The organism is Hyphomonas sp. J20-32 (genome assembly GCF_055808555.1).
The window spans coordinates 2,375,787-2,396,924 of sequence record NZ_CM147873.1 but is presented as its reverse complement, the minus strand read 5'-3'; the positions used below and the strand labels follow the sequence as shown (position 1 = coordinate 2,396,924).

19 protein-coding genes are annotated in these 21,138 nt (G+C 59.8%); 14 read left to right on the top strand and 5 right to left on the bottom strand.

Features of this window, described 5'->3' with window-relative positions:
* Positions 1-16 precede the first annotated feature (16 nt).
* Positions 17-664 carry a maleylacetoacetate isomerase gene (maiA, locus tag AC0L7I_RS11645; RefSeq protein ID WP_473396593.1) on the top strand — a complete coding sequence of 216 codons (648 nt, stop codon included), beginning with the start codon at positions 17-19 and terminating at the stop codon, positions 662-664.
* On the opposite strand, the gene AC0L7I_RS11640 is transcribed toward maiA, so the two are convergent.
* From AC0L7I_RS11640 to AC0L7I_RS11630, 3 genes are read right to left on the bottom strand one after another with little or no spacing between them, the layout of a single operon-like run.
* Positions 661-1,494, bottom strand: coding sequence for a hypothetical protein (locus AC0L7I_RS11640; protein ID WP_473396592.1), 834 nt, complete (start codon positions 1,492-1,494; stop codon positions 661-663). The genes maiA and AC0L7I_RS11640 overlap by 4 nt on opposite strands.
* Before the next feature lie 25 nt (positions 1,495-1,519).
* Complete coding sequence (locus tag AC0L7I_RS11635) at positions 1,520-1,903, bottom strand: DUF6285 domain-containing protein (protein WP_473396591.1); 384 nt, start codon at positions 1,901-1,903, stop codon at positions 1,520-1,522.
* Positions 1,896-2,906 (bottom strand): phosphotransferase family protein, encoded by a 1,011-nt coding sequence (locus AC0L7I_RS11630; protein WP_473396590.1) that lies wholly within the window; start codon positions 2,904-2,906, stop codon positions 1,896-1,898. The genes AC0L7I_RS11635 and AC0L7I_RS11630 overlap by 8 nt, the downstream gene beginning before the upstream one ends.
* An 82-nt stretch (positions 2,907-2,988) precedes the next feature.
* Between AC0L7I_RS11630 and AC0L7I_RS11625 the strand changes: the two genes are divergently transcribed.
* Positions 2,989-3,717 carry a DUF502 domain-containing protein gene (locus AC0L7I_RS11625; RefSeq protein ID WP_473396589.1) on the top strand — a complete coding sequence of 243 codons (729 nt, stop codon included), beginning with the start codon at positions 2,989-2,991 and terminating at the stop codon, positions 3,715-3,717.
* Position 3,718: 1 nt separating this feature from the next.
* Here AC0L7I_RS11625 and recG read toward each other — a convergent pair whose 3' ends face one another.
* Entirely contained in the window at positions 3,719-5,791 is a 2,073-nt protein-coding gene (gene recG, locus AC0L7I_RS11620; protein WP_473396588.1) for an ATP-dependent DNA helicase RecG, read from the bottom strand.
* Positions 5,792-5,825: 34 nt separating this feature from the next.
* Between recG and AC0L7I_RS11615 the strand changes: the two genes are divergently transcribed.
* Together AC0L7I_RS11615 and mfd are read left to right on the top strand one after the other, a co-directional pair.
* Complete coding sequence (locus AC0L7I_RS11615; RefSeq protein WP_473396587.1) at positions 5,826-6,152, top strand: FAD assembly factor SdhE; 327 nt, start codon at positions 5,826-5,828, stop codon at positions 6,150-6,152.
* 49 nt (positions 6,153-6,201) lie between these two features.
* Complete coding sequence (mfd, locus tag AC0L7I_RS11610; RefSeq protein ID WP_473396586.1) at positions 6,202-9,663, top strand: transcription-repair coupling factor; 3,462 nt, start codon at positions 6,202-6,204, stop codon at positions 9,661-9,663.
* Here mfd and AC0L7I_RS11605 read toward each other — a convergent pair.
* Positions 9,660-10,958 (bottom strand): hypothetical protein, encoded by a 1,299-nt coding sequence (locus tag AC0L7I_RS11605; RefSeq protein ID WP_473396585.1) that lies wholly within the window; start codon positions 10,956-10,958, stop codon positions 9,660-9,662. The two genes, mfd and AC0L7I_RS11605, sit on opposite strands and share 4 nt — an antisense overlap.
* Positions 10,959-11,033: 75 nt before the next feature.
* Here AC0L7I_RS11605 and AC0L7I_RS11600 point away from each other — a divergent pair, with 75 nt between their 5' ends.
* From AC0L7I_RS11600 to AC0L7I_RS11555, 10 genes are all read left to right on the top strand, one after another.
* Positions 11,034-12,131, top strand: a complete 1,098-nt coding sequence (locus AC0L7I_RS11600; RefSeq protein ID WP_473396584.1) for a CaiB/BaiF CoA transferase family protein — start codon at positions 11,034-11,036, stop codon at positions 12,129-12,131.
* Positions 12,131-12,871, top strand: coding sequence for a histidine phosphatase family protein (locus AC0L7I_RS11595; RefSeq protein WP_473396583.1), 741 nt, complete (start codon positions 12,131-12,133; stop codon positions 12,869-12,871). The genes AC0L7I_RS11600 and AC0L7I_RS11595 overlap by 1 nt, the downstream gene beginning before the upstream one ends.
* A gap of 249 nt (positions 12,872-13,120) precedes the next feature.
* Positions 13,121-14,362 carry a dipeptidase gene (locus tag AC0L7I_RS11590; protein ID WP_473396582.1) on the top strand — a complete coding sequence of 414 codons (1,242 nt, stop codon included), beginning with the start codon at positions 13,121-13,123 and terminating at the stop codon, positions 14,360-14,362.
* Between the two features lie 122 nt (positions 14,363-14,484).
* Positions 14,485-14,670, top strand: coding sequence for a 50S ribosomal protein L32 (gene rpmF / locus AC0L7I_RS11585; protein ID WP_473396581.1), 186 nt, complete (start codon positions 14,485-14,487; stop codon positions 14,668-14,670).
* A gap of 111 nt (positions 14,671-14,781) precedes the next feature.
* Positions 14,782-16,062 (top strand): phosphopyruvate hydratase, encoded by a 1,281-nt coding sequence (gene eno / locus AC0L7I_RS11580; protein ID WP_473396580.1) that lies wholly within the window; start codon positions 14,782-14,784, stop codon positions 16,060-16,062.
* 42 nt (positions 16,063-16,104) lie between these two features.
* Positions 16,105-16,404 (top strand): FtsB family cell division protein, encoded by a 300-nt coding sequence (locus tag AC0L7I_RS11575; RefSeq protein ID WP_473396579.1) that lies wholly within the window; start codon positions 16,105-16,107, stop codon positions 16,402-16,404.
* 68 nt (positions 16,405-16,472) lie between these two features.
* The gene (pdhA, locus tag AC0L7I_RS11570) at positions 16,473-17,486 is read left to right on the top strand and encodes a pyruvate dehydrogenase (acetyl-transferring) E1 component subunit alpha (protein ID WP_473396578.1); all 1,014 of its coding nucleotides are present in this window, start codon (positions 16,473-16,475) and stop codon (positions 17,484-17,486) included.
* A complete protein-coding gene (locus AC0L7I_RS11565; RefSeq protein ID WP_473396577.1) occupies positions 17,487-18,890 on the top strand; it encodes a pyruvate dehydrogenase complex E1 component subunit beta in 1,404 nt (467 codons plus the stop codon).
* 4 nt (positions 18,891-18,894) lie between these two features.
* On the top strand, positions 18,895-20,235 hold the full coding sequence (locus AC0L7I_RS11560) for a pyruvate dehydrogenase complex dihydrolipoamide acetyltransferase (protein WP_473396576.1): 1,341 nt from the start codon (positions 18,895-18,897) through the stop codon (positions 20,233-20,235).
* Positions 20,236-20,661: 426 nt separating this feature from the next.
* Positions 20,662-21,135, top strand: a complete 474-nt coding sequence (locus AC0L7I_RS11555) for a hypothetical protein (protein WP_473396575.1) — start codon at positions 20,662-20,664, stop codon at positions 21,133-21,135.
* The last annotated feature ends 3 nt before the right edge of the window (positions 21,136-21,138 follow it).

Here is a 21,138-nt window from a genome sequence, read left to right as displayed (position 1 = left end):
CTACAGGAAACGACGCATGTTGAAACTGTATGATTATTGGCGCTCTTCGGCAGCCTACAGGGTGCGCATTGCCCTGAACCTGAAAGGGGCGGCATACGAAAGCGTGCCGGTTAACATTGCGCCCGGGCGCGACGAGCAATTGCAGGACACCTACCGCCTCATCAATCCACAGATGCGGGTACCGTCCATAGAAATCGATGGTCGCATAGCGGGTCAGTCGCTCGCAATCATCGAGTGGATTGAGGAAACCATTCCCGGCCCAGCCTTGCTGCCGGAAGATCCGTGGATGCGTTTGCAAGCGAGGGCATTCGCCGACACGATTGCGTGTGACATTCATCCGCTCAACAACTTGTCGGTCCTTGCCGCATTGCGCCACGAACTGGGCGCTGACGATGCGGCAGTGACGCGCTGGTACCATGACTGGATCAATCGTGGGTTCTCCGCACTCGAGAAGATCGCCCACGACCTTCCGGATGCATCCCTGTTGTTTGGGGATGTTCCGACGATTGCGGAAATCTGCCTGGTGCCTCAAGTCGCCAATGCAAGGCGCTTCGATATGGACCTGTCGGACTATCCTCGTCTTGTCGAAATCGATACCGCTTGCCGGGAAATCGCGGCGTTCGCGCGCGCAGCACCCGAAGCTCAAACCAGGCCAGACGCCTAGTTTTCGTCTTCCGCCCGTTTTGCGTCCGTATCCCCGGGGCGGCGAATGTCGATGAATTCAACTTCTTCCAGCGAGCCGAGCGGTTCTGCCGTTTTGGCAACATGTGTCTCCAGCCAATCGGTGAGGCCCGCAAGGTTCTCTCCGCCAATGGGGGCATCTTGCGACACGATCATCATGCCGTCCTGTCGGCCGATATTGACGACAGGTTGGCAAATATCGGGCATGTTGAACCGCTCGGGACAATAGGCCAGCAGATCAGCAGGGGATGATTCATTGAGTGCCAGCGCCGGAAACGACGTTTTCGCTCCCTTGGCCCGCGAAAGCCGGAGGAACCCGCCAAACCGGGCCCGAAGCGCATCGTCAGTCTTTAATGACGAGAGCGCTCCCGGAGGAAGTGCATGGTCGGTTGCAATGACAAAGGCACGCCCGCGATTGTGCTTGTCTACATAAGTCCGAAACGCTGCTGCTAGATCGGATGTTTCATCCGCTTTGCGGTAAAAGGGGGCGTATACCGGGCCGACCAATGACAACGCTTCCACCAGCCGCCCTGATTGTTCTTCAGCGCGACTGATTTGCTGCAACAGTTCTGCCTCCGATCGAGGAGCCAGCCCGGCGCCGGGCCCGACGAGAATCACATCAACAGCCCACCCGTCTCTCCAGACCGGTGATGGAACCTCTGCAGGCAGGGCGGCCCAGCCATCATTCGTGCGATAGTCAAATTCCGGCATCGCAATCCGGTCGCCGCCTCCGAAAAATGTCCGGAAAGCCCACGGCCCCAATCCAATGCCGAGAATGAGCAAAATCCCGAGAACCAAAAACACGCGTTTCATCTGGGGCCTCGCTCCTGATCTTCTTTCAGGCGGGCGAGGAGAGCGCCGCCTTCAGTCCGGAATAGTTCGGTTGGTCGATAGACAACTGGGCAATAGTGGTCGTTTTGAGGTGGTGGAACAAGCCGGGTGTTGCAGCATCCATTTGCCCGTTCCGAATCCGGTCACACAGGTCCCGGTTCATCGCTTCGACCGTCGCGTCTGGTTCCGCCTCGAGGAGCTCATGCAGTCGCGAGGCTTCATCCGATTCGGCTGCTGGCCGTTGCTCAAGTTCCCGCAGCAAGGTGCCAAGCACGTTCGAAGCGACCCGGGCATGGAACGCCGCGTGGCCCGTCAGCTGCGGCGCGGCGGCGTCGTCAATGAACGACTTTACAGCCGCGATCAGTTCGGAGGGTGAGGGGGCATCATGCATGTCCAGTCGCCTTCTCAAGGAGGTTCAGGAGATCGATCTCTGTTTCTGAAACGCGGCGTCCGATGGCTGCACGCTCGACACTCGGGTCGCCACCCGACCGGAAAGCTTCGTACATGATCATGCACATGATGCCCCATTTGAGGCTGCCCATGATTTCCCACCAATCGATTTCGCGCGGATCGAAGCGCGTGCCGCCAGCTACAGCATAAGCGTCGAGCAGTTCATCCAGCTCGCCAAATCCTCCGACGCGGTGTGCGATCTGTCCGAACCGCCAGGAGTTGACGCAAATCCACGCAATATCTTCGCGCGGATCGCCAATATGGGAGAGTTCCCAATCCAATACAGACGCAAGGCCGTGTTCATCAACAATGAGGTTCCCCAATCGGAAATCACCATGGACCAGCACGGAACGCTGGGGTTCGGGCTCATTCGCTTTCAGCCAGGCAAAAGCCAGTTCGAACACCGGTCGCGGCAAGTCGAAGGCGCGGTAGATGTTTTCGTACTTCTTTATCTGGTCCGCGCCATCGCTTCGCGGCAATTCGGGAAGCGTATCCAGTTCCACGGCGTGAATGCCCGCCAGCGCTTCTCCGCATTGTTTCGAAAGCACGGGAAGGGCGGCCTTGTAGGCTGCGTCGCGCAGAATCTTCCGGCCAAGGGTCTCGCCCTCGATCCGGCGCATGATGAAAGCTTCACCGACATCGCTGCCCGGTTCAAACACGCCCAATACGCCCGGCACAGGCACGCCCGCCATGTCAGCGCAGGCAAGCAGCGCGGCTTCCGTTTTCAGTGTGATCGCCTCGGAAGACCGCGCGACCGATTCGCCGCCCGGTGCGCGCCGGAGAATAAGCCGGTGCCTTTCGCTGCCATCGTCAACTTCGAAAGCCCAAGTCTCCTGGCTGGCGCCGCCAGACAAGCGCTTCAAATCAGCGATTCGCGCCGTATCGGCAAAATCCCGACGCGCCCAGCTTTCCAAAGCTCTTTCAATCTGTTCTGTACTTCCCATCTTGGCCACAATTGCGCGGAACAAGAGACTCGCCAAGGTATTACCCAGAGTAACCTTGCGGATCGATAAGGGGAGGGGCCGGATGGCTCGACCGGAAGACCACCATGGCGGCCCGTTGACGCCCGACAAACCTCACCCCCAAAGCCTGTTCGCGTGGCTCAGGGGGCGGTTTTTTGCTGGCATGGTCATCGCTGCGCCGATCGCGGTTACCTTCCTGATCCTCCAGTTCCTGATCGGTGAAATAGACAAGCGCGTTGTCCCGCTCATTCCGGCGGCCCTGAACCCTGAAACCTACCTTAAATACGCGGTTCCGGGATTCGGATTGATCGTGCTTGTCGTATTCCTGACGATTCTGGGCGGCATCGCAACCAACCTCATCGGTCGCTCGGTCATCGGCATCGGCGATCGCATTCTCAGCCAGGTGCCTGTCGTTCGTTCACTCTATTCTGCGTTCAAGCAGCTCGTCGAAGTGTTCGCCAAGGACAATACCGACCAGTTCAGCGAGGTCGTCCTGATCGAGTATCCGAAACCCGGGACATGGTGCCTTGGATTCGTGTCGTCTCCTGCTAAGGGCGAGATCGGTGTCGCGCTCGGGCCTGATTTCCTCGGTATTTTCGTGCCCACGACTCCCAACCCCACATCGGGATTTCTGATGTATGTCGAGGCGAAAGAGATTATCCGCCTGAAAATGACCGTTGAGGAAGGTGCCAAGATGATCCTGTCGGCAGGTCTCGTCGTTCCCGAATTTCCGCCTGTCGCGAAACCGGATGCGAAATCGTCGAAGACGTCGAAGCCTCAGAAAACCGAATAAATCAGCTTGCACCTCCGGTATTCAATCGTGGGGTCAGTAACTCCCGGACTATTCGCATGGCTTGGCCGCGCGGTCCAACGAGCTCCGGGTCCGCTTCAACGACGGCTGTCGCATCCTTTTTGGCGATGACGAGCAGCTCTGCATGGCGCGACAGGTCGATGATCCGGTAGTCTGTCGCTCCGGCCTGGCGCAGTCCAAGCATGTCTCCGGGGCCGCGCAGTTTGAAATCCGCCTCGGCTATTTCGAATCCGTCTTCCGTCCGGCGCAAGGTCTCCAGCCGCTCTCGCGCCATGTCGCCAAGCGGTGGGCGATACAGCAGAAGGCAGAATGACGGTTTGTCGCCGCGACCGACCCGGCCGCGCAATTGATGCAATTGCGCCAGGCCAAAGCCTTCGGCCCGCTCGATTACCATGATTGTCGCCTCGGGTACGTCCACTCCGACTTCGATCACGGTCGTTGCCACGAGTATCTTCGTCCGGCCCGTTCGGAAGTCTTCCAGCGCGCCATCCTTTTCCGCTGGCTTCATCCGCCCGTGCACGAGGCCGACCGGGACACCCAATTGATCCTTCAGGGCGGCATGGCGTCCCACCGCAGTGGAATCATCGTCATCCACATCCACTTTCGGACACACCCAGAATGCCCGTTCTCCCCGTTTGATGGCGCGGCCAACAGCATCCACGACTTCCTCGATCCGTGTGTCGGGTACGGCTCGCGTTTCGACAGGTTTGCGACCCTCAGGCTTCTCATCAAGTATCGTCACGTCCAGGTCGCCATGAACGGCCTGGGCCAGAGTCCTCGGAATCGGCGTCGCGCTCATCACCAGCATGTGCGGGGACACGGCCTTGCCAACCAGTCGCATGCGGTCCTGCACGCCAAACCGATGTTGCTCGTCGACAATGATCAGGCCGAGATTTCGAAAGACGACCGATTCCTGGAACAGGGCGTGAGTGCCAGCAACTATTTGAATAGACCCATCCGCGAGCCCGAGAAGCGTGCCTTCACGGGCTGCGCCCTTGTCGCGCCCGGTCAACGACGCGACGGTGTAACCAAGCGGTGACAGAAGTGTGTCCAGCGTCTCGTATTGTTGCCGTGCGAGCACTTCCGTCGGCGCCATGAAGGCCGACTGGAAGCCGCCTGCCACTGCCTGTACGGCTGCCATGGCGCCAACGAGCGTCTTGCCGGACCCGACATCGCCTTGCAACATGCGGCGCATGGGGGATTGGCTCGACATGTCGTTACCAATTTCCGCAACTGCGCGAACCTGGGCGCCCGTCTGCCGGTAGGGCAGGCTACGCGCAAGCCGCGATTGGGCCACCTGCGCCTTGGGAATTGGTGGCGCGTTTCGCCGTTTCCGGCTTGCGCGGGCCAGGGCGAAAGCAGATTCCCTTGCCAGCGCTTCGTCATAGGCCAGCCTTTCGCGCGCCGCCTCGAACGCGCCTTCGTCGTAAACCGACGGATTGTGGAGTCCCTCCAGAGCCGACTTGAACCCGACCCAGCCTTTCTGCTTCACCAGGTGGACATCGCCCCATTCGGGCAAATCGTCCGGCACACTGTCCAATGCCTGAATAGCAAGGGCATGCACACGCTTGTTGGTCAGGCCGGCGGTCAGGCCGTAAATGGGTTCGACTTCGGGCGGGCGGTCACCCTTCGCCGGATCCATGATATAGTCAGGGTGGGTCATCTGGCGCTCGCCATTGAAATCTTCCACGCGTCCTGAGACGATCCGGACTGACCCGATCGGGAATTGGCCCTGCAACCAACGCCCGTCCGCACGAAAGAAGGCCAGCGTCAGGAAGCCCGTCCCATCGAACAACTGGATGCGGTGTGGCGCCTTGTCAGAATAAGGCGCCTGGTACGCATGGACTTCTCCCTGCACCGTCGCCACCTCACCGAAAACGACCTGATCGAAGCTCGCGCGGACCCGGCGATCAACCCACCGTTCCGGCAGGTGGAGCAAGAGGTCCCAAAGCGTGTCTCCGTCGACCAGCCGCTCAAGCAGAGGTTTCAGCTTCGGGCCCACGCCTGTCAGCGATTCCAGCCCGGCAAACATTGGAAAAAGTCTTTCATCCCGCATTGCGCGACTCTATGCGCGCGGACTTGAGCGCACAATGCGTGGTTTACGGGCTGCGCCAGCAGACTATATCCTCGGCTGGCAACAAATGTTGGAGCATGCGATGGAAACGCGGCGTCGAAAATTGACCTTCCGGGCCTGGCGACGCGGTTTTCGCGAAATGGACCTCTACATGGGATCTTTTGCGGACAAGTTCCTGGCCGACTTCGATGAAGCACAGCTTGATGAGTTCGAGCGCCTGCTGTCAGTGCCAGACTGGGAAGTCTATGCATGGCTGATTGGCCAGACTGAAGTACCTGACAATCACAAGGGGCCCGTGCTGGACCAGCTAGTCGCTTTCCGCTACGCCGCGCAGGCTGGCTGATCACGCCAGCAGCGCAGCTGCCCCGAAACGAACCTTGCCAAAGATCCAGATGACCCCTGTCGACCTTCTCAAATCCTTGAGCGGCCCGGCCAGCTTTGCCGGAGCGCCCTTCGGCGCAGACCTCATCACGTTCTGTCGCGCGCTTGAGGCGCGGGGCGGGGTAGGATTGTATGTCGCGCGCGATGACAAGAATGCGAACACGGCCCGGCGTCTGGCGCAATTCATCTCGCCCCGCCTCGACTGCGTTGATCTTCCGGGGTGGGACACGCTGCCATATGACCGGGTCAGTCCCACGCCCGGCGTTGCTGCTCGACGGTGCGCCTGCCTGGCACGGCTCGCACGTTATGACGCAACTCAAGGGGCGCTCCTGGTCGTCACGACAGCGACATCGCTTGTCCAGCGCGTGCCGCCAGTCTCGACATTGCGGCGCGCGTCCTTTTCCGTGTCCGTTGGTCAATCGGTAAGTCAGAATGACCTCACAGAATATCTCTCGGTGAACGGCTACGTCCGGGCAGGCACAGTACGTGAACACGGTGAGTTCGCGATTCGCGGCGGCATCATCGATATCTTCCCGCCAACGTCAGGCGAACCATACCGATTGGACTTTTTCGGTGACACGCTGGAAACCTTGCGCACCTTCGACACGGAATCGCAGCGCTCCACAGGCGACGCGCGTTCGGTCGCATTCGCACCGGTCAGCGAAATCCTGTTCGACGACACAATCCTCAGCGGCTTTCGCGAAAAATACCTGGCAATATTTGGCCCACCGTCCGGAGACCAGATGTATGAATCGGCGCGAGCTTCGATTAGGCGGCAGGGCGTCGAAGCATGGCTCCCGCTTTTCCATGATCATCTCGAAACCATTTTTGACTATATCGGCGATACGGCACTCATCGGTTTCGGGCATTTGTCTGCCGAAGCCGCCGCAGAGCGCCTGGCTCAGGCTCAGGACTACTATTCTGCGCGTCTCGAAGCTGCGGGCGGTGACGCACGAGCAGCCCGGGTGCTCGCGCCGTCCGACCTCTTCCTCGAGTTGTCGGACCTCGACCAGTTACTTTCGACGCACGCCGTCGTCCGCTTCACGCCGGCAGAGGCTGCTGGAGGCGCTTATGACATAGGCGCGCGGGTGGGCCGGGACTTCGCGCCGGAACGTCTTCGCCCCGAAGAGAATATCTTCGAAGCAGCTATCGCGCATGCAAAGGCCTTGTACGCGTCAGGCAAGCCTGTTGCCTTCGCGGCCTGGTCGGCTGGTTCTGCCGATCGCCTGATAAACGTCATGGCCGACCATGGCTTGCCCGATTTGGTCCAGGTCCATTCGCTCGAAGCCGTACGCAAGACTGACTTCACTGTGGTCGAGGTCCCGTTGGAGGCGGGGTTTGAGACCGCCGATCTCGCGGTAATTTCCGAGGCGGACATACTGGGTGATCGCCTGGCAGCCCCAAGGCGCCGCCGCAAGTCAGCAAGCTTCATTACAGATGCGTCCGCCCTGTCGCCGGAGGACCTTGTTGTCCACGTCGATCATGGCGTCGGCCGCTATATCGGTTTGAAGACGCTGGATTTGACCGGCGCGCCTCACGACTGTCTCCAGCTCGAATATGCGGGCGGCGACATGATCTTCCTGCCGGTCGAGAACATCGACCTGATCAGCCGGTATGGATCGGAAGAATCCGAGAGCCAGCTTGATCGCCTCGGTGGCGCGGGTTGGCAAACCCGCAAGGCCAAGGCCAAGAAGCGCATCCTCGAGATGGCCGCCGAGCTCATGGCCATTGCCGCAGAGCGCGCCCTGAAGCGCGCCGACGCGCTTTCCGCAGGGCAGGGGATGTATGAGGAGTTCGCGGCGCGTTTCCCCTATGAAGAAACAGACGATCAGTTGAACGCCATCGAAGACGTGCTTGGTGACCTTGCCTCAGGCAAACCCATGGACCGGCTCGTCTGTGGTGACGTGGGCTTTGGCAAGACAGAAGTCGCCTTACGCGCTGCCTTCATGGCGGCAATGAGCGGCAAGCAGGTCGCCGTTATTGCGCCGACGACGCTGCTCGCCCGACAGCACTACAAGACATTTTCTGAGCGCTTTGCAGGGTGGCCGCTCAGGGTGCGCCATTTGTCTCGCCTGGTTAGCCAGCGCGAAGCCGTAGAGACACGCGACGGGCTGGCTGACGGCAGCGTCGATGTCGTCGTCGGCACGCACGCCCTGCTGGCCAAGGGAATGGACTTCAAGCGTCTGGGGCTGCTCATCGTCGACGAAGAGCAACGATTTGGCGTGAAACACAAGGAACGCCTGAAAGAGCTGAAGGCCGACGTGCATGTGCTAACCCTGTCCGCAACGCCCATTCCGCGCACGCTCCAGATGGCGCTCACCGGCATTCGCGACCTGTCCATCATCGCGACACCGCCTGTCGATCGTCTTGCTGTCCGCACATACATCACCGAAGAAGACACGGTCACACTCCGGGAGGCCTTGCTGCGTGAGAAATACCGCGGTGGACAGGCCTTCTTTGTGGCACCCAGGATCCAGGATCTCGACAAGCTTGAGAACTTCCTGTCGGCCCAGGTTCCTGAAGTATCCTTCATCGTCGCACACGGTCAGATGGCTCCCGGAGAGCTGGAAGACATCATGACGGCTTTCTATGAAGGCAAGTACGATGTTCTCCTATCGACGACCATCGTTGAAAGCGGGCTCGACATCCCGCGCGCCAACACGCTGATCATCCACCGCGCCGACATGTTCGGCCTCGCCCAGCTCTACCAGTTGCGCGGCCGCGTGGGCCGTTCAAAGCTGCGTGCCTACGCCTATTTCACGACGCCGCGCGACAAGGTCGTGACCGATATGGCCGAAAAACGGCTGAAAGTCCTTCAGTCGCTCGACAGCTTGGGTGCCGGCTTCCAGCTTGCCAGCCACGACCTCGATATGCGCGGCTCGGGCAATCTGCTCGGCGACCAGCAGTCCGGCCAGGTGCGGGAAGTGGGCGTGGAACTCTACCAATCCATGTTGGAAGATGCCGTCAAGGCGCTGCAGTCTGGTGCCAGGGGCGAGGATGACGTTGTCGATGACTGGTCGCCGCAAATCAATCTCGGCGTCGCGGTCCTTATTCCTGAAGACTACGTCGAAGACCTCACGATCAGACTATCACTCTATCGTCGCCTTGCAGAAATCAGCACGGCCACCGACCGCGAGTCATTTGCCGCAGAACTCATTGACCGGTTTGGCCCGCTTCCGGAGGCGACACGGCAGCTGCTGGAGGTCACGGCGATCAAGGTCCAGTGCAAGGCGCTCGGTATTTCGAGGCTGGATTCTGGCGTCAAAGGGGCTGTCTTTGCATTCCGGCCGGACACCATCATGGATCCTGCGCGCCTCATGGAACTCGTCCGCACCCGTCCGAACGTGTTGAAGCTGCGCCCGGATTCCAAGCTTGTCCATTCCGGACTGGGCGGCGAACCGGAACGCCGGCTGGTCAGCGTCAAGGCCTTCCTCAAGGAACTGGAAGCCGTGTCCGGGCTCGTAAACGCCTAGGCCGCTTCCACACGCATGAATGGTCCGGTTAAGGCGGTCTCGAGCAAGGTGCTGGCTGTCTGGAATGCCCGCTTCTCGACGACGCGCCAGCAAAGCGTTCGGTAGGCCGGATTGGCGTCACCGGAAACCGCTTCGGCAATCCGATTAGCCAATTGAACGCCGCCTCGGTAAGTCGTCAGCGGCATGGACAACGCAATTGTGCCGGTTTCGACGACAGCGGCGCAGTCGGTCTCGCGCAGCAGGGGACCAAGACGACTTGCCAACGCTTCCAGCGCCTCGGCATTGGTCCGGTGTTCTCCCGCCAGCTTCAGCGTCATAATTGACAAAGCGTCAGCCCGTCGTTCTGAAATACCGATTTGCCGTTCAAGGTGAGATTCGAGAAACGCACGCGAAAACAAGCCGGTTGGAGCGTCGCACGCGGCTTGGCTATTTGACCCAGCAGGTCTCACCGGGCTCATCGCCTGATATTTTCGCGCCAGGATTTCAATGCGTTTCGCCACGTCCTCATCTGGATCCTGGCACTCAATGATGTCGTCAGCGAGCGAAAGCAGGTCTTGCATGCCATCCGGCAAGCGCTTGCCGCCGTCGATCAGGGCCACAATGGGCAGGCCATTCAACAATTCCCCCGGCTCCGACGCGTCCTGCATTCCCGCACCATGGCCACCGGCCGCCGTCAGGTCGAACAGCGCAGCTGAAAACCGGCGAGATGAAGCATAGTCTCTCACCGTGCCTCGCGTCAGTCCGGCTGTGAGTGACACACCCCTGGTCTTCAGGGCATTCTGGAGCCACAGGAACAACGGCGAGCTTTGACCAACAAAGATGAGTTGCGGGGCGATATCGGTTGACGCGGCGGGCGCCCGCATCCCGAAAGCCTGAGCCGTTTCAGCCCTGATCTCGGCTTCAAGGCGAAGCGCATCGCGGCGTGCCATGGCCGACAGGCGCCCCTTCAACATACCAAGGTCCAGGTCCCGCCGAACAGTCAGGGCGTCAGACAGAAACAAGCCTGAGTCGGCGGTATCGAGCAGGATCAATCTGCGGGTCAGTCCGCGCTGGCATGCAGCGTGGCAGCTTTCGAGCGTTGCTCTGGATACGCTGGTCAAATCGATCAGGAGCGGGTCCGACGACTCAAAGTCCACCACGTCTCCAGCAGCGTAGGGGCGCAGTCCGCCAGATCGCACGCGAGACACCACAATCCTCAAGCGCACGCCTGTTGCGGCAATTTCGATGGGTGGATCCATGTAGGACAGGTCAGGCATGAATTTCTCGAAACGCTGCAGCGGGCGACGCTGGGACACCCCTTCCTTTTGCGCGTTTCACACTTAAAGTTCCGCTAATCAGGCTGCATGGCCGAGTGAGAATGGGAGAAGATCATGGCGAATGGGCCACTGGACGGTGTCAAAATTGTTGAATTCGCTGGAATTGGTCCCGGACCGTTCTGCGGCATGCTGCTGTCGGACATGGGCGCCGACGTAGTCCGTATCGACCGGGCGGGAGACGGCAAGCCAGGCCGCGCCGCTGATGTGATGAGCCGCGGACGCCGATCGATCAGCCTGAATCTCAAGGATCCGGCAGACGTCGAAGTTGCCTTGAAGCTGATTGAGAAGGCCGACGGCCTGATCGAAGGCTTCCGTCCCGGCGTGATGGAACGCAATGGCCTCGGGCCGGATACTGTCCTAGCGCGAAATCCGAAGCTTGTGTACGGCCGGATGACCGGCTGGGGACAGTTCGGGTCTCTCTCGCAAGCCGCCGGTCACGACCTTAACTACATCGCCCTGACGGGCGCGCTCCATGCCATGGGTCGCAAGGGTGAACGCCCGAGCCCGCCGCTCAACCTCGTCGGCGACTATGGCGGCGGTGCGCTCTATCTTGCGATGGGTCTTCTGGCCGGCATTGTGAACGTCAAGAATGGCGGCAAGGGCCAGGTGATCGATGTTGCGATGACAGACGGTGCCGCCTCGCTTTCAACCATGTTCTTCGGAATGAAGGCCATGGGCGTGTGGACAGATGAGCGCGAGTCGAACCTGCTCGACGGCGGCGCTCACTTCTACGACACGTACGAATGCAGCGATGGCAAATGGGTGTCCATCGGCTCGATCGAGCCGCAATTCTACGCTTTGCTGCTCGAGAAAGCCGGAATCACCGATCCCGAATTCAAGGCGCAGATGGACCGGTCGAAATGGGGCCCGCTCAAGGCCAAGCTGACCGCGCTCTTCAAGACCAAGACGCGCGACGAGTGGTGCGCCATCATGGAGGGCACGGACATTTGCTTCGCGCCGGTGCTGTCCATGGCAGAAGCACCGAGCCATCCCCACAATTCGGAACGCAAGACGTTTGTCGAAGTGGAGGGTGTGGTCCAGCCAGCGCCGGCACCAAGGTTCTCCGGCACGCCGGCAGAAATCCAGAGGCGTCCGGCTGGCGTCGGCGAGCATACCGATGAAATCCTGCGCGACTGGCAAGTCAGCCGCTGATGAGCGCCCTTCCGGGAACCACGGGCCGGCGGCGCATTTACCTGATGCGCCACGGCTTCGTGGATTACACGTCAGAAGCCGTCCGCAAGGCGCGCGATCCCTCTATCGCCGTGCTGACGCCAGAGGGCGAGTTCGAAGCGAAGGCCGCAGGCGTGGCATTGTCGGAGGTGCACTTCGATCTCGCAATCTGTTCCGGGCTCAAGCGCACACGGCAAACGGCCGAGATCGTCCTCGCGGAACACCCCAAGGATCTGGTCCTCGAAGAAGAGCCGCGTTTTGGAGAAGTCCGGTCCGGTCATTATATCGATTTCCATTCGGCCGAACACCTGGCCGCCACCATGACGTTCACGTTTGAACAGGCGGGGGAACCAGGTGCGCGGTTTCTTGAGGGAGGGGAGAAGTTTTCCGATGCCCTTGAGCGCATCCTCGAGGGCCTGAGCGACCTGCTGACCCGTCCCGGCTGGGCCAGCGCACTTGTTGTCGCTCATGAAGTCGTCAACCGGATGGTGCTTGCGTCTGTCGTGGGCGCTCCTCTCGGTGCGAGCGCGGGCTTTGAGCAGGACACTGGCTGCATCAACATCATCGATTTCGACATGGTGCCGACAGAAGATGGCAAGGGCACCAAGATCGAACGGGGCATGGTCAAAGCCGTCAACCTGACACCCGCCAACTACCTCAAGAACGGCATGAACCTGCGCAGCCTGGAAGCCATTTTTACGCGACCAGACCCGGAAACATAGCAGGCCGACCCAACTCGCCTGTTAGGTGAACAGAACACAACGTTGGACCACCAGTCCGTTCAGGTTGGATTCGCTATTAACCATTTTGTCAGGCCGTGGCTTTTCGGCTTCTTGCCAGGGCAACGATCTGACGTCCTTCTTGCTTACCTTGGCCGCTCTTCGGAGCGGCCATTTTCTTGCGCTGCAGCATTTTGCCGATAAGGTCCTTTCATCCAATCGAATGACGAGGGCTGACACTTGAAACCTGCAATGACGAGCATACTGGTTCTGGCAGCCTTGGCGGCCTGTTCTCCCAAGGCGCAGGCGCCTGTGGACCCGGTGGCTGAGCCTGAAACGGCGGCTCAAATGCATGAACGGCTGCTCGTGCTAGATTCCCACCTCGATACGCCCGCGAATCTTTCAAAGCCCGGTTTCGATATCATGGCCGACAATCCGAGCGTGCTTGGCAGCGTCCAGGTCGACCTGCCGAAAATGACTCGCGGTGGTCTCGACGGGGGCTTCTGGGTGATTTTCACACCGCAAGGCCCCGTCGACGAAGCGTCCTTTGAAGCCGCGAGAGCGGCCGCCCTTGTCCGTAGCGACGAAATTCACACGATGGTCGCCGACCACCCCGACGTGTTTGAGCTGGCGTTTACGTCCGAAGATGCCGCCCGCATCACGGCATCCGGCAAGCGCGTCGTCTACCAGTCCATCGAAAACAGCTATCCGATCGGGACTGACCTGTCCCTGGTCCAGACTTTCTATGACCGCGGAGTCCGCTTCATTGGTCCCGTGCATTTCCGCGATAACCAGTTTGCGGACAGCGCAACCGACATTTCGGCCGGAGACTTTGGCGGTCTCAGCCCACTCGGCGAGGAATTGGTCCGGGAAGCCAATCGCCTCGGCATGGTCCTGGATGGCTCGCACGCAGCCGATTCGACGGTTGATGACATGATCGCGCTCTCCACCACGCCGCTGATTCTCACCCATACAGGCGTGAAGGCCGTGTACGATCACCCACGCAACATCAGTGACGACCTCCTGCGCAAGATCGCTGACGATGGCGGTGTTATCCAGATCAACGCATATGGCGGTTACCTCGAAGCGCTTGAGCCGACGCCCGAACGCCAGGCCGCCCTCGATGCATTAGCCCAGGAATTCGAAGGTATCTCGCCGATCACAGCCGACGATGAAACGCGTGACCGCTACATGGCCCGCATGGAAGAGGTCGATGCATCATTCCCGCCCCCTCGCTCCACGTTCGAAAAATTCATGGAACATATGAACCACGCCCTCGAAGTGGTCGGGCCCGAGCATATCGGCATGGGCGCTGACTGGGATGGCGGCGGCGGGGTGGAAGGCATGGAAGACGTATCCTTCTTGCCAAAAGTCACCGAACGCCTTCTGGCCGAGGGCTATTCCGAACAGGACGTCCAGAACATCTGGAGCGGCAACATGTTGCGCCTGCTGAAGCAGGCCGAGGCAGCGAAGGAAGTCCCGGCAGCCCAATAGGGCAGGGGAAAGCACAATTCGCGGGTTTGGTGATGTTCAGACCTTGCAAAGCCCGTTTGGCGTCTGTAAGAGGCCCGTTCCAATTCACACGCTGAAAATGCGCATCAATCCGGATACCTGTCATGGCAGTTCCAAAGAGCAAAATCTCCAAGTCCCGTCGCGGCATGCGCCGTTCGCACGACCGGCTTGACATGAACACCTACATTGAAGACGCCCAGTCGGGCGAGCTTCGTCGCCCCCATCACATTGACCTGAAGACCGGCATGTACCGCGGTCGCCAGGTGCTTGAGCCAAAGGGCGATATCTAGTCCGGTTGCGCTTCCACGCGCACAAGACTAAGGGTTCCAGCGCCTCCCGCCGTCCGGCAGGGGGCGCTTTTTACATCTGACGCCGAAACAAACGAGGGGCACTGGACCGCCATGAGCGAGATCATCGACATTCACGCACGCGAAATTCTCGACAGCCGGGGCAACCCGACCGTGGAAGTCGACGTTACCCTTGCCGATGGTTCGACCGGCCGGGCGGCCGTGCCCTCGGGCGCCTCGACTGGCGCATATGAGGCCCACGAGCAACGCGACGGCGACAAGTCGCGCTACGGCGGCAAGGGCGTCCTCAAGGCCGTCGATGCCGTGAATGGTGAAATCTACAATGAACTCGACGGCATGGACGCCACCGACCAGCGCCTGATCGACATGATGATGATCGATCTGGACGGTACGGAGAACAAGTCCCGCCTCGGTGCAAACGCCATTCTCGGCGTATCGCTGGCGGTGGCCAAGGCAGGCGCAGAAAGCAGCGCCATGCCGCTTTATCGTTATATCGGCGGCGCCAATGCCCGCGTCCTGCCGACGCCGATGATGAACATCATCAATGGCGGCGAACATGCCGACAACCCGATCGACATCCAGGAATTCATGATCATGCCGGTCAGCGCCGAGAGCCTGGCTGATTCGGTCCGCATGGGCGCTGAAGTCTTCCACGCCCTCAAGAAAACGCTCAGCGACGCCGGTCACAACACCAATGTCGGCGACGAAGGCGGTTTTGCGCCGAACATCGGCTCGACCGAAGAGGCGATCGGCTTCATCATGAAAGCCATCGGAAAGGCAGGTTACAAGCCGGGCGAAGACATCGCGCTCGCGCTCGATGCAGCGTCGACCGAGTTCTACAAGGACGGCAAGTACAACCTCGCGGGCGAGAACAAGATTCTCGGTTCAGAGGAGTTCGCCAAGTATCTCGCTGATCTGTGCGGCCGCTATCCGATCATCTCTATCGAAGACGGCATGGCTGAAGACGACTGGGATGGCTGGGTTGCGTTGACCGAAATGATCGGCGACCGCGTCCAGCTCGTGGGCGACGATCTCTTCGTGACCAATCCCGAACGCCTGTCGACCGGGCTCCAGAAAGGCGCTGCCAACTCGATCCTGATCAAGGTCAACCAGATCGGCACACTGTCGGAGACGCTGGACGCTGTCGAGCTGGCGCACCTCCATGCCTATACAGCCGTGATGTCCCACCGTTCAGGTGAAACAGAAGACACGACGATTGCAGATCTCGCCGTGGCTACCAATTGCGGGCAGATCAAGACGGGCTCACTTTCTCGCTCTGACCGGATTGCGAAATACAACCAGTTGATTCGCATCGAGGAAGAGCTGGGGCCCATCGGCATCTATGCGGGTCGCTCGCGCATCAACGCGGAATAGTGCAAACGCGCGGTTAACCAATCGCGGCTACAAATTCGCACCATGGTATCCCGCCTTGAGGCCCTCGGGCTCAGCTTGCTTGTGCTCTACTTCGCCTACCACGCGTTTGCGGGGGAGAAGGGCCTTGGCCGTTGGTCGGATGCCCAGTTGGAACTCGAAGACCGCAAGGCCGATCTGGCAAGGCTCGAAGCCGACCTGTCGCGCCTGCGCACCGATATTCGCAGGCTCACGCCGGGGTCGGTCGATCCTGACTTTGTCGAGGCACTGGCGCGCGATAAACTGGCTTTTGTCTACCCAAACGAGATCGTCCTGATGGCGTCAGACCATAGCGTTGCAAATTGACATAGATGTTCTGACTTGTCGCAGCGGAAACGCGCATACATAAGACGGGTAAGGGATGGAGTTATCTGATGGCGACAAAACCTAAGAGTGCCAAAAAAGCACCCACTAAGGCAAACAAGGCCGACATGCTCGAATATTATCGGGCGATGCTGTTGATCCGGCGCTTCGAAGAGAAGGCCGGCCAGCTCTACGGCATGGGCAAGATTGCCGGCTTCTGCCACCTCTATATTGGTCAGGAAGCGGTCGTCACCGGCATGCAGGCCTGCCTGAAGGATGGCGACCAGGTCATTACCGGTTACCGCGATCACGGTCACATGCTCGCATGCGGCCTCGACCCGAAAGGCGTCATGGCCGAGCTCACCGGGCGCAGCGGCGGCCTCTCCCGAGGCAAGGGTGGCTCAATGCACATGTTCAGCCGCGAGAAGAACTTCTTCGGCGGCCATGGCATTGTCGGGGCGCAGGTGCCGATCGGCACGGGTCTCGCCTTCGCCAACAAGTACAAGGGCAACGGTAATGTCAGTCTCGCCTATTTCGGCGACGGCGCGACCAACCAGGGCCAGGTCTACGAGGCCTTCAACATGGCCTCCCTCTGGGACCTGCCAGTTGTCTACGTCATCGAGAACAACCAGTATGCCATGGGCACAAGCGTGGCCCGCGCATCGGCCGAGGTCGAACTCTTCAAGCGCGGCATCAGTTTCGAGATCGAGGGCGAAGCCGTTGACGGCATGGACGTGCTCGCGGTCAAGGAAGCCGGTGAACGGGCCGTCAAATATGCCCGGTCGGGCAAGGGCCCCTACATCCTCGAAATGAAGACCTATCGCTATCGCGGCCACTCCATGTCCGACCCGGCCAAGTACCGCAAGCGCGAAGAAGTTGACGACATACGCACCCATCACGACCCGATCGAAGGGCTCAAGGGCCAGCTGCTTGATGCCGGGCACGCTACGGAAGACGATCTCAAGTCGATCGACAAGGAGATCAAGGGCATCGTCAAGGACGCCGCCGACTTCTCGCTCGAAAGCCCGGAGCCCGATCCCTCAGAACTCTGGACAGATGTCCTGCGCGAAGTGGAGTCCGCCTAGATGTCCGTTGATATTCTCATGCCGGCCCTGTCGCCCACCATGGAAGAGGGGACCCTTTCCAAATGGCTGAAGAAGGAAGGCGATAGCATTTCGTCCGGCGATGTGATTGCCGAGATCGAAACCGACAAGGCAACGATGGAAGTCGAAGCTGTCGATGACGGGATTCTCGCCCGGATTCTCGTGGCTGAAGGGACCGAAGGCGTCAAAGTGAACGCCGTCATTGCTGTGCTCGCTGAAGATGGCGAAGACGCAGGCAGCGTCAAGCCGTCTGCGAACATTGCCGCGGCGCCCGCCGCCATCCCGGAAGCAAAACACGCTGAAGCCGGTGACCCCGCACCTGCTCTCAAGTCCGAGCCCGAAGACGCGCCCGTCGCCGCCGTGCTTTCCGATCCTTCCATTCCAGAAGGCACGACCTTCACCGAAACCACGGTCCGCGACGCCCTGCGCGACGCCATGGCCGAGGAAATGCGCCGCGACGATACGGTCTTTGTCATGGGCGAGGAAGTCGCCGAATATCAGGGCGCCTACAAGGTCACCCGCGAGCTGCTGCAGGAATTCGGCGCCCAGAGAGTCGTCGATACGCCGATCACGGAGCATGGCTTTGCCGGTCTCGGCGTCGGCGCGGCCTTTGGCGGCCTGAAACCCATCGTCGAGTTCATGACCTTCAACTTCGCCATGCAGGCCATCGACCACATCATCAACTCCGCCGCCAAGACGCTCTACATGTCCGGCGGTCAGATGGGCTGTCCCATTGTGTTCCGCGGGCCCAATGGCGCGGCCTCTCGCGTCGGTGCCCAGCACAGCCAGGACTATGCCTCATGGTACGGCCACATCCCCGGTCTCAAGGTCGTTGCGCCCTATGACTCCGCCGATGCCAAAGCCCTGCTCAAGGCTGCGATCCGCGACCCCAACCCGGTCGTCTTCCTCGAGCACGAACTGGTCTATGGCAACAGCTTCCCGGTGCCGGACCTTGACGACTATGTCCTGCCCATCGGCAAGGCTGCCGTGAAGCGCGCCGGCACGGATGTCACGCTGGTCGCCTATTCCCGCATGGTCGGCTTCGCCCTCCAGGCCGCCGACGAACTGGCAGAGCAGGGGATCAGCGCCGAAGTCGTCGACCTGCGCTCCATCCGCCCGCTCGACACCGCCACCGTGGTCGAAAGCGTGAAGAAGACCAACCGCCTCGTCACCTGCGAGGAAGGCTGGCGCTACATGGGCGTCGGTGCAGAAATCTGTGCCACCGTCGTCGCCGAGGCTTTCGACTATCTCGACGCCCCCCCGGCCCGCGTCTGCCAGAAGGACGTGCCGCTGCCTTATGCCGCCAATCTCGAAGCCATGAGCCTCCCCGGCGTCGCAGACATCGTCGCAGCGGCCCGCAAGGTCTGCTACGTGGATCAGGAGTAGCGCCATGAGCATCAACATCACCATGCCCGCCCTCTCGCCCACGATGGAAGACGGCACGCTCGCCAAATGGCTCGTCAAGGAAGGCGATACCGTCTCATCCGGTGACGTGATTGCCGAAATCGAAACCGACAAGGCGACGATGGAAGTCGAAGCCGTCGATGAAGGCATAGTCGCGAAAATCCTTGTTGCCGAAGGCACTGAAGGCGTGAAGGTCAACGCCGTCATCGCGGTCCTCGCCGAAGAGGGCGAAGATGCATCCTCCGTGAAGGCACCCGCACCATCCGCGCCCCCGGCAAAAGCCGGGGCCTCAGGCAATGATGACAAGAAGCCCGAACCCGCGCCCACGCCAGCGAAACCGAGTCCCGCGTCCCCTGCGCAGGCAGGGGCGGCGCCGCGAAGTCAGCCTTTGGCCTCCACGCCGGTCTCGGGCAACCGCATCAAAGCCAGCCCCCTCGCCAAGCGAATCGCGTCCCTCAAGGGCATCGACCTGTCCGCGCTCAAAGGCACCGGCCCCCGCGGCCGCATCATCAAGCGCGATGTCGAAAATGCCCAACCAGGAATGGCTGCCGCATCGCCTGCGCAGGCAGGTGCGCGAGCCGGATCGCCTGACGGCCTTATCCTGCCGCAAATCCTCGACGACCGCGTCTATGCCCCGGACAGCTACGAACTGAAACCGCTCGATGGCGTCCGCAAGGTCGTCGCCAAGCGCCTCACCACCAGCTTCATGCAGGTCCCGCACTTCCCGCTGACCATCGACCTGGAGATCGATCACCTCCTGTCCAGCCGTGCGGCCATCAATGCCGCTGCGCCGAACGGGATCAAGGTTTCCGTCAATGACCTTCTCATCAAGGCCTGCGCCATGGCCCTGATGGACGAACCGGACTGCAACGCATCGTACACGGACAAGGGCATTGCCTATCACAAGCACGCTCATGTCTCGGTCGCTGTCGCGATTGATGGCGGCCTGATCACGCCAGTCATTTTCAATGCCGAAGGCAAGGGCCTCGCCGACATTTCCGAAGAGATGAAAGACCTTGCCGCACGCGCCCGAGAGCGCAAGCTGAAACCGCAGGAATATTCCGGCGGCACGTTCAGCATCTCCAATCTCGGCATGTTCGGCATCCGCAACTTCGCCTCGATCATCAACCCGCCGGAAGGCATGATCCTGTCCGTCGGGGCAGGGGAGAAGCGCCCGGTGGTCAACGCCAAGGGCGACCTCGCGGTTGCCACGGTCATGAGCGTCACCCTCACCTGCGACCACCGCGTCATCGGCGGCGCCGAAGGCGCCAAATGGTTGCAAGCATTCAAACGTTATGTAGAAACTCCGGAGGCGATGCTGCTTTAAGACATTTGGGGGAGATATGAGTGATCTTTGGAAGCGCGGTGGCGAATTAGCCATATTATTTTTAGTTTCGAGCGTGCCACTTCTTCAATATTTAGCTGAACATGGCACTGATCCAATAGGAACCGTGGGCCTCGAAATTTCTGACGAATTCTTGTTCATGAGCGTGACTCTTTGCGCAGCGTCCTGCTTCGATGGCATCGAGGTGATAAGATCGAGATCCCAAAAGTACAAGTTCAATGGGTTCGTAAATATGTTCTTCTCCCTGTGTATATTTGGAATTGTTGTGTCAGTATTTGCACTATTCATAGCAAATGGGAGCATTAAGTCTGGTAATGATTGGGGGGCGGTGTTCTATTTATTCGGAATATTGAATGCCGGCAATGCTGCGGCGTTAGCTATTGCTACATCTGTACACCGGAGCCAAAGATGAACTACGCGTCCATTGCATTCTTGGTGCTTTTTATTCCATATTCTCTATTGACCATTTTTGTCTCGCTCAAAGCGATCGTCCGCTTTAGAAAGACCGCTTCTCTGCGTGAAGCAGTAAATCAAGCAAACTTAAATCCTGAAAGACCCAAGGGGGATCTGGGAGAAGATCCGTCGGCCGATGAGTTGTGGCTGAACGAAGTTTTCGTTTCGTATCTGATGCAAGAGAGAAAAATCGAACACGCTATTAACGGCCTACGAATTAGAAGCTGCAGTGAGGAACAGCTAGAAGAGATCCTTGATTTTGTTCACAAGTGGGAAGTGAATTCCGACATCGCTTCCGCTAGAGAGTCCATGATAACGGTCTGTTTGGAGAAGGTCGGAAAAGCTGGCTTCAGAAAATACAAACTTCTAATTCGAGAAAACACGAGGCGTTTCGTAGCGCAAATCAAAGAGTCGCGAAAAGTACTTTGAAGG

Excerpts from the sequence above, each read along its gene's own strand:
- AC0L7I_RS11630 (WP_473396590.1), bottom strand. The coding sequence starts at position 2,906 with ATGGGAAGTACAGAACAGATTGAAAGAGCTTTGGAAAGCTGGGCGCGT.
- rpmF (WP_473396581.1), top strand. The coding sequence starts at position 14,485 with ATGGCAGTTCCAAAGAGCAAAATCTCCAAGTCCCGTCGCGGCATGCGC.
- AC0L7I_RS11595 (WP_473396583.1), top strand. The coding sequence starts at position 12,131 with ATGAGCGCCCTTCCGGGAACCACGGGCCGGCGGCGCATTTACCTGATG.
- AC0L7I_RS11640 (WP_473396592.1), bottom strand. The coding sequence starts at position 1,494 with ATGAAACGCGTGTTTTTGGTTCTCGGGATTTTGCTCATTCTCGGCATT.
- AC0L7I_RS11560 (WP_473396576.1), top strand. The coding sequence starts at position 18,895 with ATGAGCATCAACATCACCATGCCCGCCCTCTCGCCCACGATGGAAGAC.
- AC0L7I_RS11575 (WP_473396579.1), top strand. The coding sequence starts at position 16,105 with ATGGTATCCCGCCTTGAGGCCCTCGGGCTCAGCTTGCTTGTGCTCTAC.
- AC0L7I_RS11625 (WP_473396589.1), top strand. The coding sequence starts at position 2,989 with ATGGCTCGACCGGAAGACCACCATGGCGGCCCGTTGACGCCCGACAAA.
- AC0L7I_RS11635 (WP_473396591.1), bottom strand. The coding sequence starts at position 1,903 with ATGCATGATGCCCCCTCACCCTCCGAACTGATCGCGGCTGTAAAGTCG.
- maiA (WP_473396593.1), top strand. The coding sequence starts at position 17 with ATGTTGAAACTGTATGATTATTGGCGCTCTTCGGCAGCCTACAGGGTG.
- mfd (WP_473396586.1), top strand. The coding sequence starts at position 6,202 with ATGACCCCTGTCGACCTTCTCAAATCCTTGAGCGGCCCGGCCAGCTTT.
- eno (WP_473396580.1), top strand. The coding sequence starts at position 14,782 with ATGAGCGAGATCATCGACATTCACGCACGCGAAATTCTCGACAGCCGG.
- AC0L7I_RS11615 (WP_473396587.1), top strand. The coding sequence starts at position 5,826 with ATGCGTGGTTTACGGGCTGCGCCAGCAGACTATATCCTCGGCTGGCAA.
- pdhA (WP_473396578.1), top strand. The coding sequence starts at position 16,473 with ATGGCGACAAAACCTAAGAGTGCCAAAAAAGCACCCACTAAGGCAAAC.
- AC0L7I_RS11600 (WP_473396584.1), top strand. The coding sequence starts at position 11,034 with ATGGCGAATGGGCCACTGGACGGTGTCAAAATTGTTGAATTCGCTGGA.
- AC0L7I_RS11555 (WP_473396575.1), top strand. The coding sequence starts at position 20,662 with ATGAACTACGCGTCCATTGCATTCTTGGTGCTTTTTATTCCATATTCT.
- AC0L7I_RS11565 (WP_473396577.1), top strand. The coding sequence starts at position 17,487 with ATGTCCGTTGATATTCTCATGCCGGCCCTGTCGCCCACCATGGAAGAG.
- recG (WP_473396588.1), bottom strand. The coding sequence starts at position 5,791 with ATGCGGGATGAAAGACTTTTTCCAATGTTTGCCGGGCTGGAATCGCTG.
- AC0L7I_RS11590 (WP_473396582.1), top strand. The coding sequence starts at position 13,121 with ATGACGAGCATACTGGTTCTGGCAGCCTTGGCGGCCTGTTCTCCCAAG.